This window comes from Roseisolibacter agri (assembly GCF_030159095.1).
Classification (GTDB): Bacteria; Gemmatimonadota; Gemmatimonadetes; order Gemmatimonadales; family Gemmatimonadaceae; genus Roseisolibacter; species Roseisolibacter agri.
On sequence record NZ_BRXS01000001.1, the window covers coordinates 347249 to 362888 of the forward strand.

A 15640-nucleotide genomic window follows, 5' to 3' on the forward strand; every position below is an offset into this window, starting at 1 on the left:
GTACGGGGGCCGCCCGCGCGAGGATTCAGCAGGGGAGGCGGCCGCGGCCCGCGCTCAGCTCGTGCGGAGGACGGCCTCGAGGCCGGCGGCGAAGCGGCGCCAGCTCTCCAGCTCCGCGCCCAGCGCGCGGCGGCCGGCGGCGGTCAGGCGGTAGTAGCGCGCGCGGCGGTTGTTGTCGGTCGTGCCCCACGCGCTGTCGATCAGCCCGTCCTTCTCCAGCCGCTGCAGCGCGGGATAGAGCGAGCCCTGGTTGACCTCGAGCACGCCGTCGGAGATCTGCTGCACGCGCTGGCCGATCCCCCAGCCGTGCATCGGCTGGAGCGAGAGCGTCTTGAGCACCAGCAGGTCGAGCGAGCCGCGGAGGGCATCGGTCTGCGGATGTGGCGGCACGGGCGGCTCCGGTGGGATGTTCCTCTCGCTGTCGAGAGAGGATGCGGCGCGCTCCTCTAGCTGTCAAGAGATGAGGGCCCGCGCGGCAGCCATCGTCGCTCGCGCGCCGGCGCGCGGCTGGCGACCCTTCTCCGGTGCGCGTGCGCACGCCCTCCCCGACCCACGACCTCCCATGAAGCTCCGCATCAAGGGCAACAGCATCCGCCTGCGCCTCTCGCGCCCCGACGTCGCGCGCCTCGCACGCGACGGCCGGGTGGAGGAGACGACCGCCTTCGGCGTGCGGCGCGAGGACGCGCTCGCGTACGCCGTCGAGTCGTCGCCCACCATCACCGACGTCGCGGCGCGGCTGGCGTCGGGCCGCATCACCGTCGTGCTGCCCGAGGCGCTCGCGCGCGAGTGGGCGTCGACCGATCGCGTGGGCATCGCCGCCGAGCAGCGGGGCGTCGGCCCCGATGGCGCGGGCGTGCTGCAGATCCTGATCGAGAAGGACTTCGCGTGCCTCGACCGCCGGGACGAGGACGCGGACGCGTTCGCGAATCCGGCCGCCACGCGCGCCTGCTGAGCGACGCGCACGCACGCGACGCGCGCACGACACGCGCACGACGGGCACGTCGCGCGTTCTGCGTCCGTTCCGACGCCACAGCACGGACCGACATCACGTCTGTCGGAGCCGGCGCCCGCGAGGTAGCCTCCGCGAGGTCATGGATCGCCCGGTCGCGCGGCGCGCCACCGGGTCGGACGCAGGGCAGCGGGCAGCGGGGGGGACGAGTGAGCGACGGAGCGCGGGACTGGGCCCAGCTTCTCTCGGACGCGACGTCGGAGGGGGTGCTGATCCACGAGGACGGGCGCGTGCTGCGCGTCAACGCGGCGCTCGCGGACATGCTCCGGTGCGCGCCCGAGGACCTGGCGGGGCAGCCGGGCGCGGACTTCGCGGTGCCGGAGGATCGCGCGCGCCTGTTCCAGCACATGGCCGCCGGCGCCGACGGCCCGCTCGTCGGCAACGCGCTGCGCGCCGACGGCACGACGTTCCCGTGCGAGATCCGCGGCCGCACGGTGCGCGTCGACGATCGCGTGCTTCGCGTGGTGCTCGTGCGCGACGTGTCGGACCGCGTCGCGATGGAGGCGGAGCTGCGGCGGCGCGAGCGCGAGCTCGCGTCGCTCGCCGAGCACTCGCCGGACGTCATCACGCGCTACGACCGCGAGCATCGCGCGCGCTTCATGAGCCGCGCGGTCGAGCGCGCGACGGGCATCCCCGCGGAGTGGTTCGTCGGTCGCACGCTCGGCGAGTGGGGCTTCCCGTCGGAGCTCGTCGCGCGCTGGGAGACGATCAACGACCGCGTGTTCGCGACGGGCGCGCCCGAGGAGGCCGAGTTCGAGTTCGTGGGGCCCGACGGCGAGACGCGGCACTACCACACGCGCGTGGTGCCCGAGCGGAACGAGGCGGGCGACGTCGAGCACGTGCTCACGACGACGCGCGACGTCACCGATCGGCGCGCGCTCGAGTCGCGCCTGCGGCAGACGCACAAGATGGAAGCGCTCGGCCAGCTCGCCGGCGGGGTCGCGCACGACTTCAACAACATCCTCACCGCCATCCTCGGCTACGCGCAGCTCGTGCAGCTGGAGCTGCCGGCCGACACGCCGCTGCGCGGCGACGTGGACGAGATCGTGCGCGCGGCGGAGCGCGGCGCGGGCGTGACGCGCCAGCTCCTCGCCTTCAGTCGCCGGCAGGCGCTCGAGACGGAGGTGCTCGATCTCGCGGCCGTCGTGCGCGCGCTCGGGTCCATGCTCCGCCAGCTGCTGCCGCGGACGATCGAGCTGCGGCTCCCGCCGGTGGAGGTCGACGCGCCGGTCCGCGCGTCGCGCGCGCAGCTCGAGCAGGTCGTCATGAACCTCGTGCTGAACGCGCGCGACGCGATGCCGTCGGGAGGCACGCTCGTGCTGGACGTCGGCGTCGTGCGCGACGCGACGGGCCCGCAGGCGACGCTCGTGGTGCGCGACACCGGACACGGGATGTCGCCCGAGGTGCGCTCGCGCGCGTTCGAGCCGTTCTTCACGACGAAGCGGAAGGAGCACGGCAGCGGGCTGGGACTCGCGATGGCGTATGGCCTCGTGCGGCAGTTCGGCGGCGAGATCGATCTCGACTCGACCGAGGGCAGAGGCACCGCGGTGACGGTGACGCTTCCGCTCGCGGCGCCCGCCACCGCGGCGGCCGACGCATCGCCGAGCGCGTCGCGGTCCGGCCGCCGCGGACGGATCCTGCTCGTCGAGGACGAGGCGCCGATCCGGGCGATGGCGCGGCGGATGCTCGAGCTGGCGGGCTACGAGGTGCAGGAGGCGCCGCACGGCGCGGCGGCCGTCGCCGCGCTGCGCGCGGGCGCCCCCGTGGACCTCGTGCTGACCGACGCGGCGATGCCGGAGCTCGGCGGCGTGGAGCTCGCGAGCGAGGCGGTCGCGCTGCGCCCCGGGCTCCCGGTGCTCCTCATGTCCGGCTACGCGGAGCTCTCGGGCGCCTCGGTGAGCGGGAGCGGCGCGGTGGTCGGGGCGCCGGGCTGCGCGGGCTTCATCCAGAAGCCGTTCACGACCGAGCGCCTGCTCTCGGTCGTCGCCGACACGCTGGCGCGCGGCGCGCGGGCCGCCGCGAGCGGGTGAGACGCGAGCGGGTGAGGCGCGAGGCGCCCGCGGTCACCGTCGCGGCTCGAACGTCGGCGCGGCCTCGTCGCGGAGCACCAGCACGCCGTCGAACGCCGCCGCCCAGTCGCCCGTCGCGACCTTCCCGAAGAGCCGTGACGGCGCGGCGCCCAGCGCGCGGAGCCTCGCGCGGTCGAGGTAGGTCCACGCGGCGGTGTCGCCGGCCGCTCGCGCGAGCGCCCGCGCCTCCAGCGCGTCCGCCGGCACCGCGTCCATCGCCTGGCTCGGCCGTCCAGCGCGCGCCCACTGCCCCCGCAGTGCCGTGAAGCCGATGACGGCCATCCGGTCGCGCATCCGCTCGGCCAGCCGCTCGCCCATCGGCGGCACGCCGCCGGGGCGCACGGGAGGGGTGCCGGCGGAGCGCGCCGCGTGCACGGTCGCCGTCCAGACGACGATCCTCGCGTCCTTCGGCAGCCGCGCCGACCACCACGCGACGTTCCGCGCCATGGCGAGGTCGCGGTCGGGTGCCTCGCCGCGCTCGCGCGCGGCGTAGCCGGCGAGGTCGTCGAGCATCGCCTCGTCCGGCGTCCGGCTGGGGCCCGGCGTGCGGTCGGCCGCCAGGCGCGTGCACTCCGCGAGGCGCGCGTGCTCCGGGCCGTCGTACCGATGCGTCGCGTCGTAGCTCCACTCGACGTGGCGCGCCACCACGTCGCGGCACTCGGCCGCTCGTGCGGGCGGCACCGCGGCGCCCACCAGCCCGGGCAGCGTCGCGCGGGCGTACGCCGCCGTCATGCCGATCGGCTGGTCGTCGATCCCGCCGACGGACACGCGGCCGGTCACCGCCTGCCGTACGAGCCAGCGGCGGAATCCTCCGAGCTCGCGCGTCCACCACATCCCGCCGATCGCGCGGGCGAGCGCGAGCTCCAGCGAGTCGGTCGGGGCGCGGGCGGCCATCGCGCGCTCGAGGCCGAAGAAGTCGTAGCTCCCCGCCTCGAACAGCACCGCGCGGAAGCCGCAGCGCGACACGAGGCGCTCGACGATGCGCGCCTTGACGCCGAAGCCGCGCGCGTGCCCGTGGTCCGGCAGCTCGCCGAGGAGGACGACGCGCCGGTCGCACACGGCGTCGGCGACGCGCGCGGCCGCCTGCGCCTCGACGGAATCGGTGGTCGGTGCGGCGGGCTGCGCGCCGGCCGCGGAGGCGACGAGCGTCAGGCCGACGAGCAGCAGCGCGCCGGTCGCGACGAGCATCGCCGGGACGCGCCGGCGCCGGAACGGGTGAGGGGGCATGGCCTCAACGGTATGCCGTCCCGATGAGTTCGGCGTGGGACATCCGACCCATGTCGCGCCGCTGTCCCGGGGCGGGTTCCCGGAGGACGCTGCCATCAGGGTATGTTTCCGCGCTCGTCCCCCGCGCGCGCTGCGCCGGCCGTCGAATCGTGACTTCGGGATACTCGTCCCGCATGGATGCTCGTACTTCGTCCGGGTCCACGCCGGCGCGCGGAGGCGCGCCCGAGGTCCCGCGTCCGGGTGACACCGGCGGCCCCGACCTGGGGCCCATCTTCGCGGCCGTCTTCGCGGCGATGCCGGGCATCAACCTCCTGCTCGCCGCCGACCCGCCGCGCTTCACGATGCTCGCCGCCAGCGACGAGCGCCTCGCCGCCACGCTGAGCACGCGCGAGGCGACGATCGGACGGCCGCTGTTCGAGGTCTTCTCCGACAGCAACCCGGAGAACGGGAGGCCGAGCGGGGTGACGAACCTCCGCGCCTCGCTCGAGACGGTGCTGCGCACGCGCCTGCCCCACGAGATGGAGGTACAGCGCTACGACCTCCGACGCCCAGACGGCACGTGGGAGGTCCGCCACTGGGCGCCGCGGAACGTGCCGATCCTCGGTCCGGACGGCGAGGTCCGCTACCTCCTGCACCACGTGGAGGACGTGACCGAGGCCGTGCTGGGGGCGGCGGCCCACGACCGGCTCCGCGGCGACTACGCCGAGAGCCAGGACGCCCGGCAGGAGCTGGAGGGCGCGAACGCGGGGCTGCTGGAGCAGCAGCTCGAGCTCGAGCTGGCGAACCAGCAGCTCCTGGAGCAGTCGGCCGAGCTGGAGCTGCAGGCCGAGGAGCTGCGGGCGACCGCCGCCGAGCTGGAGGCGCGCACCATGGAGGCGGAGCGCGCACGGGCGGAGGCCGACGCGGCGAGCCGGCGCCTCGCCTTCCTCGCCGACGCGAGCGAGCGCCTCGCCGCGTCGCTGGACTACGAGACCACGCTGCGGGAGGTCCTGGCGCTCGCGGTGCCCATGATCGCCGACTGGGCGCTGTACACCGTCGATGCCGGCGACGGCACGCTCCGCATCGTGGCGAGCCGCCACGTCGTGCCGGCCAAGGAGGCGTTCATCGCGGAGACCGCGCGCCGCTACCCGATCCGGGCCGACGAGCCGGCGGGGGCGGCCCGGGTGCTGCGCACGGGCGAGCCGGAGCTGATCCCGCTCGTCCCCGACGCGGTGCTCGAGCAGGTGGCGCGCGACCCGGCGCACCTGGCGCTGCTGCGCGGCGTCGGCTTCCGCTCGCTGATGACGGTGCCCGTGCGCGTCCAGGGACGCACGCTCGGCGCGCTGGGGTTCGTGACGGGGGAGTCGGGCCGCCTCTACGCGCCCGAGGACCTGGCGTTCGCGCAGGAGCTGGCGCGGCGCGCCGCCACGGCGCTCGACCAGGCGCGGCTCTACGCGGACGTCGACGCCGCCCGCCGCGAGGCCCAGGCCTCCGCGGTGCTGGCGCGGCAGCTCTTCGCGCTGTCGCCGCTGCCGAAGTGGGTGTACGACGTGGAGACGCTCGCCTTCCTCGACGTGAACGAGGCGGCGGTGCGGCACTACGGCTGGTCGCGCGAGGAGTTCCTCGCGATGACCATCCGCGACGTCCGTCCACCGGACGAGGTGCCGCCGATGCTCGCCGTGGCCCAGGCGGCCCATCCGATGGGGGGCTCGCAGGGCGTCTTCCACCATCGCAGGAAGTCGGGCGAGGTCATCGACGTCGAGGTCTTCCTGCGCGACGTCCCGTACGGAGGGCGGCGCGCGGTGATCGCGGTCCTGCAGGACGTCACCGCGCGCCGGCGCGCCGACGCGGCGCTGCGCGAGGCCTCGCAGGCGGCCGCCGCGGCGCGCGACGCGGCCGAGGCGGCGAACGCGGCGAAGAGCCAGTTCCTGTCGACGATGTCGCACGAGCTGCGCACGCCGCTCAACGCGATCGGCGGCTACACCGAGCTGCTGTCGCTCGGGCTGCGCGGCCCGCTCACCGACGCGCAGCGGCAGGACCTGGAGCGCGTGCGGCTCGCGAACCAGCACCTGATGTCGCTCGTCACCGACATCCTGAACTTCACGCGCATCGACGCGGGGCAGATCGAGTTCCGGCCGGCCGACGTGGAGCTCGCGACGGTGGTGACCGAGCTCGAATCGCTGATCGGCCCGCAGCTGGCGGCGAAGGGGATCGCGTTCGACCACGATGCCTGCGGGCCCGACACGCCCGACCAGCCACACGTGGTGCGCGCGGATCCGGAGAAGCTGCGCCAGATCCTGCTCAACCTGCTGAGCAACGCGGTGAAGTTCACCGAGAGCGGCGGCCGCGTCGCCATCGCGTGCGCGACGGACGGCGACGCGAAGGTGACCCGCGTGCGCGTGAGCGACACGGGCCGCGGCATCCCGCCCGAGGAGCACGAGCGCATCTTCGAGCCGTTCGTGCAGGTGGATCGCCACCGCACGCACGAGAGCCAGCAGGGCGTCGGCCTCGGGCTCGCGATCAGCCGCGAGCTGGCGCGCGGCATGGGCGGCGATCTGACGGTCGAGAGCACGGCGGGCGCGGGGAGCACCTTCACGCTGACGCTGCCCCGGCCGTAGCAGGCGCGGCGGCCCGGCGCCGCCATTGACAGGCCGTCGCGGACGCGTACCTTGGCTGATGTATCGAGGGTCGATATATCGGACGACGTCACAGCGCGACCGCGCGATGGAGGCGCACGATGGCCAGCGACGAGGCGACGGGGCGGACGCCGGAGGCGCACGGGCCGCTCCCCCCGGCGACGTTCCAGATCCTGCTCGCGCTCGTGGACGGGGAGCGCCACGGCTACGCGATCATGAAGGAGGTCGCCGAGCGGAGCGCGGGCGCCGTGCGCCTGGGGCCGGGGACGCTGTACGGCACGCTCAAGCGGCTGCTGGACGCCGGCATGGTGGCGGAGTCCGGGGAGCGGCCCGACCCCGGACTGGGCGACGAGCGGCGACGCTACTACCGCATCACGCCGTTCGGGCTCGCGGTCGTGCGCGCGGACGCGCGGCGGATGGAGCGCATGGTGGAGGCCGCGCGCCAGAAGCGCCTCATCGGGCTGGAGCCGGCATGAGCAGGGCCGAGCGAGCGTACCGGCTGCTGCTGCGCAGCTACCCGCGGGCGTTCCGCGCGGCGTACGACAGCGAGATGCTGCTGCTCTTCCGCGACCAGCGGCGCGATCCGGCCGCGCGCGGCTTCCGCTTCTGGCGCGCGATCCTGTGGGACGTCGCGCGCAGCGCGCCGCTGCTGCGGCTCGAGGCGCTGCGCGCCCGGTGGCGCGCGTGGATGGACGGATCGTGGGACGGCGGCGGCGCACACTTTCATCCCCAGGGAGGCTCCATGCGCGCGAGGCGAGCGACGGCGATGCTGGCGGTGCTGGGCGGCGTGTTCCAGCTGGTGAACACGGGCGTCGACGGCTGGGGCGGACGGGCCACGGGGCTCGGCGGCGACTGGGTGCTCGCGCTCGGGCTCAGCGCGGTGATGGGGGCGCTGCTGCTGTCCGCGGGCGTCGCGCTGCTGCGCGGCGGGCCAGGGGCGACGCGGCTCGTGCGCGGCGCCGCGCTCGCGTGCCTCGCGCTGATCGCCGTGCTGCAGGTCGTCTTCCCCTTCATGTCGATCTTCTCGCGGCTCCTCGGCGTCGCGATCCCGGTCGCGCTGCTGGTGGCGCTCCATTCGAGTGGAGGGCGCCGCGACCTGTCGGCGTCGACGCCGGCATGAGCGGCGCACGCGCGTGCGCCGCGTCGCTGCCACGCTGCTGATCGCCGGGGTGGCCGCCGCGCCTGCGATCCCCGTGACACGCGCGGGGATCCGCGCTCCGCGCATGGCTCGACGCGGTGAACGGCGGCGACGCGGCGCGCTGACGACGGCGCTGCGGCTCCCCGACGAGCGTCGGCGTCCGTGACGCCGCCCGACGGCGATCGGGGCGCTAGCGCGCTCCGGTCGCCGTCGGGTCTTCCTTGCCCGCGTGCTGGAGCACGAGCGTGAAGGTCGAGCCGACGCCGACCGCGCTCTCGACGGTGAGGTCGCCGCCCATCGCGCGCGCGAGATCGCGGCTGATCGCGAGCCCCAGTCCCACGCCCTGCTGGCTCGCTCGCGTGCGATGCCGGTCGACCTGGACGAACGGCTCGAAGATCCGCTCCAGCTGGTCGGCCGGGATGCCGCGCCCCGTGTCGGCGACCTGCAGCCGCACCACGCCGCGCACCGCGTCGGTCGCGCACTCGAGCGCGACGTGCCCGCCGGCGTCGGTGAACTTGATCGCGTTCGTGAGGAGGTTGAGCAGGATCTGCCGCAGCTTCTCCGCGTCCGCGCGCACGACGTGCGGCGATTCCGGCGTGTCGGGCGCGCAGGCGTCGTGCGAGAACGTGAGCCCCTTCGCGGTCAGCTGTGGCCCGATGAGCGACTCCAGCTCGCCGACCAGCGGCGCGATCTCGATGGCGTCGAGGTGGAACTCGACCTGTCCCGCCTCCAGCCGCGCGAAGTTCAGGACGTCGGTGACCAGCGACATGAGATGCTGGTTCGCGAGCCGGACGCGCTCCAGGTCCTGCTGCTGCGCCTCGGTCACCGGCCCGCGCAGCCCGAGCGCCAGCAGCTCGGTGTAGCCCTGGATGGCGTTGAGCGGCGTGCGCAGCTCGTGGCTCATCGTCGCCAGGAAGTCGCTCTTCGCGCGGTTCGCCGCCTCGGCCGCGGCGCGCGCGGCCTCCACCTCCGCCATCGCGCGGTGCAGCTCGTCGTTGGTCTGCTCCAGCTCCTCGGCGAGCGCCTGCGCCTCCTCGATCTGCTGCTCGAGCTCGAACGCCTGCTCCTGCAGCTGCGCCGCGTACACCTCCGCCTCGGTGCGCGCGCGGCGCAGGTCGTCCTCCACGTGCTGCCGATGGAGCGCCGCGGAGAGGACGTTGGCGACGCCCTGCAGGAAGCTCACGTCGTCCGTCGTGAACCGCCGGCGCCGCGCGGTGTGCGCGCCGAGCACTCCATAGGCGCTGCGCTCCGGCCCGTAGAGGATCACGCTGACGCCGCTGACGACGCCGTGCTCGCGCAGGAGCGGTGGATCCTCCAGCCGCGTCTCGGTGCGGAGGTCGTCGACGATCACGGGCGCGTGCGAGAGGAGCGCGTAGCCCGCCTGCGAGTCGCGCCCGACGCTGATCGTCGCATGGCCGACGACGCCGTCGTGCCACCCCTCGCCCGCGACGACGCGGGCCGTGAGTCCGTCGGGCAGCAGCTCGACCACCTTCACGAACTCGGTGTCGAGCAGCTCGGCGACGACGCGCGCGGCCTGCTGCAGCAGCGCGGGCACGGGCAGCCCGCCGAGCGCGCGGACCCCGAGGTCGGCGACAGCCGCCTGCTGGCGGGCCCACAGCGTGGCGGGATCCGACGAGCCTTCCGAACTCGGGCGATTCACGGGCGTGGAGCGATGGCGGAGCAAGACGGACGGTCACTGCGGGGCCGGGCCCTGGCGGATCGGCCGAACGAATGGCCCGCGGTCGTCGCAACTTCAAGGCCGACACCGGTCGCCCGCGATCGCCCGGTGCGCGGCTCCCGCTTCACAGCATTGTCATGAGCCGCGGCGTGTAGCCCCCATCCGTGCCTGCCGACACTGGACGGCGATGGCGTCCCGTCCGGTGGCGTACGCTCCGGCGGGCAGCAACGAATCCATGGTTGAAGCGACGAGCTTCAGGGGCAAGCGGAGGGGGAGATGCAAGGCATGCGCTGGTTCGACGATCTGCGGCTGGGACGCAAGCTCCTGGTGGGCTTCGGCATCGTGCTCACGCTGATGGGCGCGCAGAGCGCGGTGGCGTACCGGGCGACGCTGGCGAGCCAGGACGCGTCGCGCTGGACGGAGCACACCAACACGGTGCTCGGCGCCGCGACCGCCGCGCTGAGCGCGCTGCAGGACGTGGAGACCGGCTATCGCGGCTTCCTGCTGACGGGACGCGACGAGTTCCTGGAGCCGTACGTGGCCGGGCGGCGCGCGGCGGCCGCGAAGCTCGCGGAGCTGCGCGAGCTGACGTCGGACAACCCCGCGCAGGTCGCGCGCTGGACGGAGCTCGAGAAGCGCAGCGCGGACTTCGTCGCGCAGGTGACCGAGCCGGGCATCGCGATGCGGCGTCAGGTGAGCACCGGCGCGCTGCCGTTCGACTCGGTCGCGAGCCGGGTCGCGAGCGGCGAGGGGAAGAAGCACTTCGACGGCATGCGCGGCGTCTTCCAGGCCGCCACCGACGCGGAGCGCGCGCTGCTCGTGACGCGGCGCGCGCACGACGTGGCGGCGAGCGAGCAGCTGCTGCTCCTCCTCGTCGTCGGCACCGGGGCGCTGCTGGCGCTCGGCGTGCTGGTGGGCTGGCTGGTCGCGCGGCGCACGACGCGGCCACTGGCCGCCCTCACCGCGGCCGCGGAGCGCCTCGCGCTCGGCGACGTCGCGCAGCAGGTGACGCATGCGTCGCGCGACGAGGTGGGCGTGCTCGCCGAGGCGTTCCGCACGGTGATCGCGCACCAGCAGGCGATCGCCGCGGCGGCCGAGCGCGTGAGCGCCGGCGACCTCTCGACCGCCGTCGCCGAGAAGTCCGCGCACGACGTGGTCGCGCGCAGCATGAACCGCGTCCGCGAGCGCCTCACCCTGCTGGTGGAGGAGACGGGCACGCTGACCACCGCGGCGCGCGAGGGGCGGCTGGGCGTCCGCAGCGACGCGACGCGCGCCGAGGGCGCGTACCGCGAGCTGCTGGCGGGCTTCAACGCCACGCTCGACGCGGTCATCGCGCCGGTGCAGGACGCGCGCGAGGTGCTCGGACGTGTGGCCGAGCGCGACCTCACGGCGCGCATCACGACGACCTACACCGGCGAGCACGCGCTGCTGGCCGACACCGTGAACGTCGCCGCCTCGCAGCTGGAGCAGGCGCTGTCGGAGGTGGCGCTGGGCGCGCAGCAGGTCGCGGCCGCGTCGGGGCAGATCGCCAGCGGCAGCCAGGCGCTCGCGCAGGGCGCCGGCGAGCAGGCGAGCGCGCTCGAGGAGATGGCGGCCAGCCTGCAGGAGCTGGGCGCGATGGCCGAGCAGACGGCGGCCAACTCGCAGCAGGTGCGCACGCTCGCCGAGCAGACCGCGGCCAGCGCCGCCGCCGGGCAGGACGGCATGGCGCGCCTGACGACGACGGTGGACGCGATCCGCTCGCGCGCCGAGGAGACCGCGAAGATCCTGAAGACGATCGACGAGATCGCGTTCCAGACCAACCTGCTCGCGCTCAACGCCGCCGTGGAAGCGGCGCGCGCGGGCGACGCAGGGCGCGGCTTCGCGGTCGTGGCGGAAGAGGTCCGCGCGCTCGCGCTCCGCAGCGCCGAGGCGGCGCGCACGACCGCGACGCTGGTCGAGGCGATGACCGCGCAGACCGCCGAGGGCGTGGCGGTGAACCAGGCGGTGCGCACGCAGTTCACCGCGATCGCCGAGCAGGTGGGGCGCGTGCGCGCGATCGTGGACGAGGTCTCGACGGCGAGCGTGCAGCAGGCCGACGGGGTGCGTCAGGTCAACGTGGGGATGGAGCAGGTGAACGGCGGCACGCAGCGGAGCGCGGCGCACGCGGAGGAGTCGGCCGCGGCGGGCGAGGAGCTCGACACACAGTCGCGCGCGCTGCTGGCGCTCGTGCAGCAGTTCCGGCTCGGGAACGCGTCGGCGGGCTCGCCGGCCGCCCCCCACCGCGCTGCGCCGCCCGCGCGCGAGGCGGGCCGGCCGCAGCGGATCGCGTACGAGATGCTGGTGCGCGCGTAAGCGCGGTCACACGCCAGCGCGTGACGACGGCCCGGCCGCCCACATCGGGCGGCCGGGCCGCCGTCCATGGAAAGCGCCAGACGGCGCCCGGCGCGAGCACGAACCGCTCGCGCCGTTCATCACGGGCGGCGACTACCTGGTGGACGGCGGCTACACGACGGTGTGAGCGCTGGTCGGCCCGACGCCCGCGCGCCCGGTGTCGACCGGCGGATCGGTCGACGGCACGCGCCCTGGTGATGTCTGGGGCGGCGACGTCGGTGGAGCATCCGCGCGCGGGAGCCTAGCTTTCCACGGATGGTCCGCCGACCGCCGTCCGGATGGCTCGCATGGCTCGCATGGCCGCCGTCGGTGGCGGACCCATTCGACGAGGAGCGCTTCCCATGAGTCCCGCCACCGCGGCGCATGCGTCGCCGAGCGTCATCCGCATCCTCATCGCCGACGATCACGCGATCGTGCGCGACGGCCTGCGCGCGCTCGTCGCGGCGCAGCCAGGGCTCGAGGTCGTCGGCGAGGCGGCGGACGGCCGGGAGGCGCACCGGCGCGCGTGCGACCTCAAGCCGGACGTGCTGCTGCTCGACCTGTCGATGCCGGGCGCCAGCGGCACCGACGCCGCGGAGCGCATCGCGCACGACTGCCCGACCGTGCGCGTGATCGCGCTCACCATGCACGAGGAGCGCGGCTACGTGGCGCGGCTGCTGCGGGCCGGGGCGGCCGGCTACGTCCTCAAGCGCACGCCGTCGGACGAGCTGGTGCGGGCGATCCGCGTCGTGGCCGCCGGCGGGACCTACGTCGACCCGTCGCTCGCGGGCGCGCTGCTCGCGGAGCCGCCGTCGCGGGCTGCGCGCGCGGCGTCCGCGCCCCGCGCGGCGGGCGCGGCGGAGCTGACGCCGCGCGAGGCGGAGGTGCTGCGGCTGGTCGCCCGCGGGCACAGCAACAAGGAGATCGCCGCCGCGCTCGACGTGAGCGTCAAGACGGTCGAGTCCCACAAGGCGAACGGGATGGCGAAGCTCGGGCTCACGGCGCGCGCGGCGCTCGTGCGCTTCGCGCTGGACGAGGGGTGGATGCGCGACGCGTAGCAGGGCCCGGCTCAGGGGATTCCCTGGGCCTGCGGGCGGTCTCCGATGGCGGCGTGGAGCCGCGACGGGCATTGCTAGGGGCATGACCGCGCCTTCCGACACCGCCCTGCTGGACACGCTGATCGCGCGGCGTGTCGTGCTCACGGACCGGCGTGCGCGGCTGTCGTGGCGCGCGGACGTCGCGCACGAGGTGAGCGCGGCGCTGCGCGCGGAGAACTCGCGCGGGCTGACCGAAGCGGCCCGTCTGCGGGGCGAGTGCGAGCGGCTACTGGCCGAGGCTGCGTGCCGTCTCGCGCCGCTCAGTTCCGCTGACGTCGGTCCGACCGCCCGAGCTCACGATGGGCCTCCGCCAGCAGCGAGTGGCGCGCCGCGAGGAGGCGCCGCCGCTCGCCGATGAGCGTGCGGCGCGTGCGGCGCAGCGCCGCGTTCAGCGCCACCGCGCTGTCCAGCCGCGCGGCGAGCGAGGTCCCGAGCCAGCCCGGCGCATGAAAGAGCGAGAGCGGCGGCCGCGGCATCGGATCGCGGCGGAGCGGGGCGGTCCCGACGCTCGTCTCGATGGGGGACATGGGCTGGTGGCGTCTCGTGCGTCCGTGGCGCGGGTCAGCGCCCGCCGTAGTACGCGCGGATGACCTCGGTGCCGGCCCACTCGCGGACCCGGTCGAAGCCCGGCGTCGCGGCGTCGGCGGGCGACCGGGGCTTCGTGAGCTGGTCCAGCAGCTTGAGGAGCGACTGCACGCCGAGGCCGCGCGCGCGTGCGTCCCGCGCCAGCGCGTGCAGCGCCAGCCGCAGCGTGTCGGAGCGCGGCTCGGTCGTCGTACAGACGTCGCGCCAGGCGCGGTGCACCGCCGCGAGGTACGGGCTCGCGACGTCCCGCGACTCTGGCCGTTCCGGGGGGACGTCGGTCTGCTGCTGGATCGATTCCATCGCCGGTGAGGACTGGCCGACCGCACGTCCTGGGCGTGTGCGGGAGTGCTCGGATGCCCGGCAATCCCCGGGCCGCTCAGGGAAATCCCGGAGAAACATCCGTGCGCGCCCGCGAGCCGGCAAGACGGCGCACGTGCGCCGCCACACCCGCTAGCGCGTCAGCAGCCCCGCGTCGAGCACGAGCGAGCTGCCGGTGACGTAGCGCGCCGCGTCCGACGCGAGGTAGAGGACGGCACGCGCGACGTCCTCCGGCTCGATCCACGGCACCGGCAGCAGGTTGCCCGCCGACCGCTCGGCGATCGCCTGCGGGGTCGTCCCCTCGAGCGCCGCGAGCCCGTCGTTCATCGGCGTGTTGACGCCGGTCGGGTGCACGGCGTTCACGCGGATGCCGTGCGGCGCGAGCTCGATCGCCCACGACTTGGTGAGGCCCGTCAGCCCCCACTTGGACGCGGCGTAGTGCGACAGGCGCCCCATGCCGCGCAGCCCCGCGATCGACGAGTTGTTGACGATCACGCCGCGGCGCTGCGCGATCATCACCGGGATCACGCGGCGCGCCACCAGCCACGCGCCCTTGAGGTTGATGTCGAGCATCGCGTCCCACGCGTCCTCGGTGAGCTCGTGCGCGAGCCCGTAGGCGCAGATGCCGGCGTTGTTGAACAGCACGTCGATCCGTCCGAGCGCGCCGACCGTCGCCTCGACGGCGGCGGTGATGGCCGCGTCGTCGCGCACGTCCCCGACGAACGGCAGGCAGCGCACGCCCAGCGCCTCGCACTCCGCGGCCAGCGCGTGCAGCTCGTCGGAGGAGCCCATCGCGTAGCCGGGATAGGCGAGCGGCCTGCCGACGTCGAACGCCGCGACGTGCGCGCCCTCGCGCGCGAACGCGAGCGCGGTGGCGCGGCCCTGCCCGTGCGCCGCGCCGGTGACGAAGACGACCTGGTCGCGGAGCTCGCTCACTTGCGGAACGGCTGGAGGTAGTCGTCGAGCGGCACGCCGAGCGCGTTGTTGATCACGTTGGTCGCGACCATCAGCGCGCCGAAGGCGGTGAGCGCGACCAGCTGCGCGTCGGAGTAGCGCGCGCGCAGCGGCGCAAACACGGCGTCCGGCACGTGGTGCGGCGTGACGGCGAGCGCGCGGCCGAACGCGACGACGTCGGCTTCCACCTGCGTCAGCGCGAGGTGATCGGGATCCTCGCCCGACTCGATCAGCAGGCGGCGGAAGAAGGTGCTGCAGATCAGGCAGTCCGTCTCGGACGAGACGGCGTGCGCGAAGAGCGTGGTGAGCCGCGCGCCCAGGAACGGCGAGACCGTGTCGCGCAGGTCGTACCACGTCATGAGCGCGTTGAACGCCGGCACCGAGTGCAGGAGCGTGCGCTTCATGTTCGTGATGCGGCCCACCTCGCGCGCGTGATCGGCGGCGGCGGTCCGCGCGTCCGGAGCGGCGACGGTGAGGTCGAGCGGCGCGATGCGCATGGCGACGGGGCGGGAAGGCGGCTCCGACGACGGTGCGCCATCGGCGGCGCGCTGTCCAGCCCCGTCGTCCGCGGTGCCGCACGCGGCCGATGTTTACTCCG

General features: G+C 74.9%; 14 protein-coding genes. 7 read left to right on the forward strand and 7 right to left on the reverse strand.

All coding sequences use genetic code 11. The features are described 5' to 3' along the window. Positions 1 to 54: 54 nt before the first annotated feature. Complete coding sequence (locus rosag_RS01475) at positions 55 to 390, reverse strand: PadR family transcriptional regulator (RefSeq protein WP_284348230.1); 336 nt, start codon at positions 388 to 390, stop codon at positions 55 to 57. Between the two features lie 172 nt (positions 391 to 562). On the opposite strand from rosag_RS01475, the gene rosag_RS01480 reads away from it, so the two are divergent. Continuing rightward, the gene (locus rosag_RS01480) at positions 563 to 952 is read left to right on the forward strand and encodes a DUF7009 family protein (RefSeq protein ID WP_284348231.1); all 390 of its coding nucleotides are present in this window, start codon (positions 563 to 565) and stop codon (positions 950 to 952) included. Between the two features lie 206 nt (positions 953 to 1158). Beyond that, the gene (locus rosag_RS01485) at positions 1159 to 3039 is read left to right on the forward strand and encodes a PAS domain-containing hybrid sensor histidine kinase/response regulator (RefSeq protein WP_284348232.1); all 1881 of its coding nucleotides are present in this window, start codon (positions 1159 to 1161) and stop codon (positions 3037 to 3039) included. Positions 3040 to 3072: 33 nt separating this feature from the next. Here the strand turns inward: rosag_RS01485 and rosag_RS01490 are convergent, their stop codons facing one another. Further along, a complete protein-coding gene (locus rosag_RS01490) occupies positions 3073 to 4305 on the reverse strand; it encodes an erythromycin esterase family protein (RefSeq protein ID WP_284348233.1) in 1233 nt (410 codons plus the stop codon). A 173-nt stretch (positions 4306 to 4478) separates the two neighbouring features. Between rosag_RS01490 and rosag_RS01495 the strand changes: the two genes are divergently transcribed. The 3 genes from rosag_RS01495 to rosag_RS01505 all read left to right on the forward strand — a co-directional run bounded on the left by rosag_RS01495 (position 4479) and on the right by rosag_RS01505 (position 8040). Continuing rightward, a complete protein-coding gene (locus rosag_RS01495) occupies positions 4479 to 6902 on the forward strand; it encodes an ATP-binding protein (protein WP_284348234.1) in 2424 nt (807 codons plus the stop codon). A 119-nt stretch (positions 6903 to 7021) separates the two neighbouring features. Continuing rightward, positions 7022 to 7396 (forward strand): PadR family transcriptional regulator, encoded by a 375-nt coding sequence (locus tag rosag_RS01500; RefSeq protein ID WP_284348235.1) that lies wholly within the window; start codon positions 7022 to 7024, stop codon positions 7394 to 7396. Further along, positions 7393 to 8040: a hypothetical protein gene (locus rosag_RS01505; protein WP_284348236.1), complete on the forward strand. Its 648-nt coding sequence runs from the start codon at positions 7393 to 7395 to the stop codon at positions 8038 to 8040. The genes rosag_RS01500 and rosag_RS01505 overlap by 4 nt, the downstream gene beginning before the upstream one ends. A 208-nt stretch (positions 8041 to 8248) precedes the next feature. Here rosag_RS01505 and rosag_RS01510 read toward each other — a convergent pair whose 3' ends face one another. Then, entirely contained in the window at positions 8249 to 9718 is a 1470-nt protein-coding gene (locus rosag_RS01510) for a GAF domain-containing sensor histidine kinase (protein WP_284348237.1), read from the reverse strand. 303 nt (positions 9719 to 10021) lie between these two features. Between rosag_RS01510 and rosag_RS01515 the strand changes: the two genes are divergently transcribed. Continuing rightward, positions 10022 to 12070 (forward strand): methyl-accepting chemotaxis protein, encoded by a 2049-nt coding sequence (locus rosag_RS01515; protein WP_284348238.1) that lies wholly within the window; start codon positions 10022 to 10024, stop codon positions 12068 to 12070. Positions 12071 to 12450: 380 nt separating this feature from the next. After that, positions 12451 to 13146 carry a response regulator gene (locus tag rosag_RS01520; RefSeq protein ID WP_284348239.1) on the forward strand — a complete coding sequence of 232 codons (696 nt, stop codon included), beginning with the start codon at positions 12451 to 12453 and terminating at the stop codon, positions 13144 to 13146. A gap of 299 nt (positions 13147 to 13445) precedes the next feature. Here rosag_RS01520 and rosag_RS01525 read toward each other — a convergent pair whose 3' ends face one another. From rosag_RS01525 to rosag_RS01540, 4 genes are all read right to left on the reverse strand, one after another. After that, a complete protein-coding gene (locus rosag_RS01525; RefSeq protein WP_284348240.1) occupies positions 13446 to 13712 on the reverse strand; it encodes a hypothetical protein in 267 nt (88 codons plus the stop codon). 34 nt (positions 13713 to 13746) lie between these two features. Further along, a complete protein-coding gene (locus tag rosag_RS01530; RefSeq protein ID WP_284348241.1) occupies positions 13747 to 14070 on the reverse strand; it encodes a hypothetical protein in 324 nt (107 codons plus the stop codon). A gap of 150 nt (positions 14071 to 14220) precedes the next feature. Further along, on the reverse strand, positions 14221 to 15024 hold the full coding sequence (locus tag rosag_RS01535) for a mycofactocin-coupled SDR family oxidoreductase (RefSeq protein ID WP_284348242.1): 804 nt from the start codon (positions 15022 to 15024) through the stop codon (positions 14221 to 14223). Next, positions 15021 to 15539, reverse strand: coding sequence for a carboxymuconolactone decarboxylase family protein (locus rosag_RS01540; protein ID WP_284348243.1), 519 nt, complete (start codon positions 15537 to 15539; stop codon positions 15021 to 15023). The genes rosag_RS01535 and rosag_RS01540 overlap by 4 nt, the downstream gene beginning before the upstream one ends. Between the last annotated feature and the right edge of the window lie 101 nt (positions 15540 to 15640).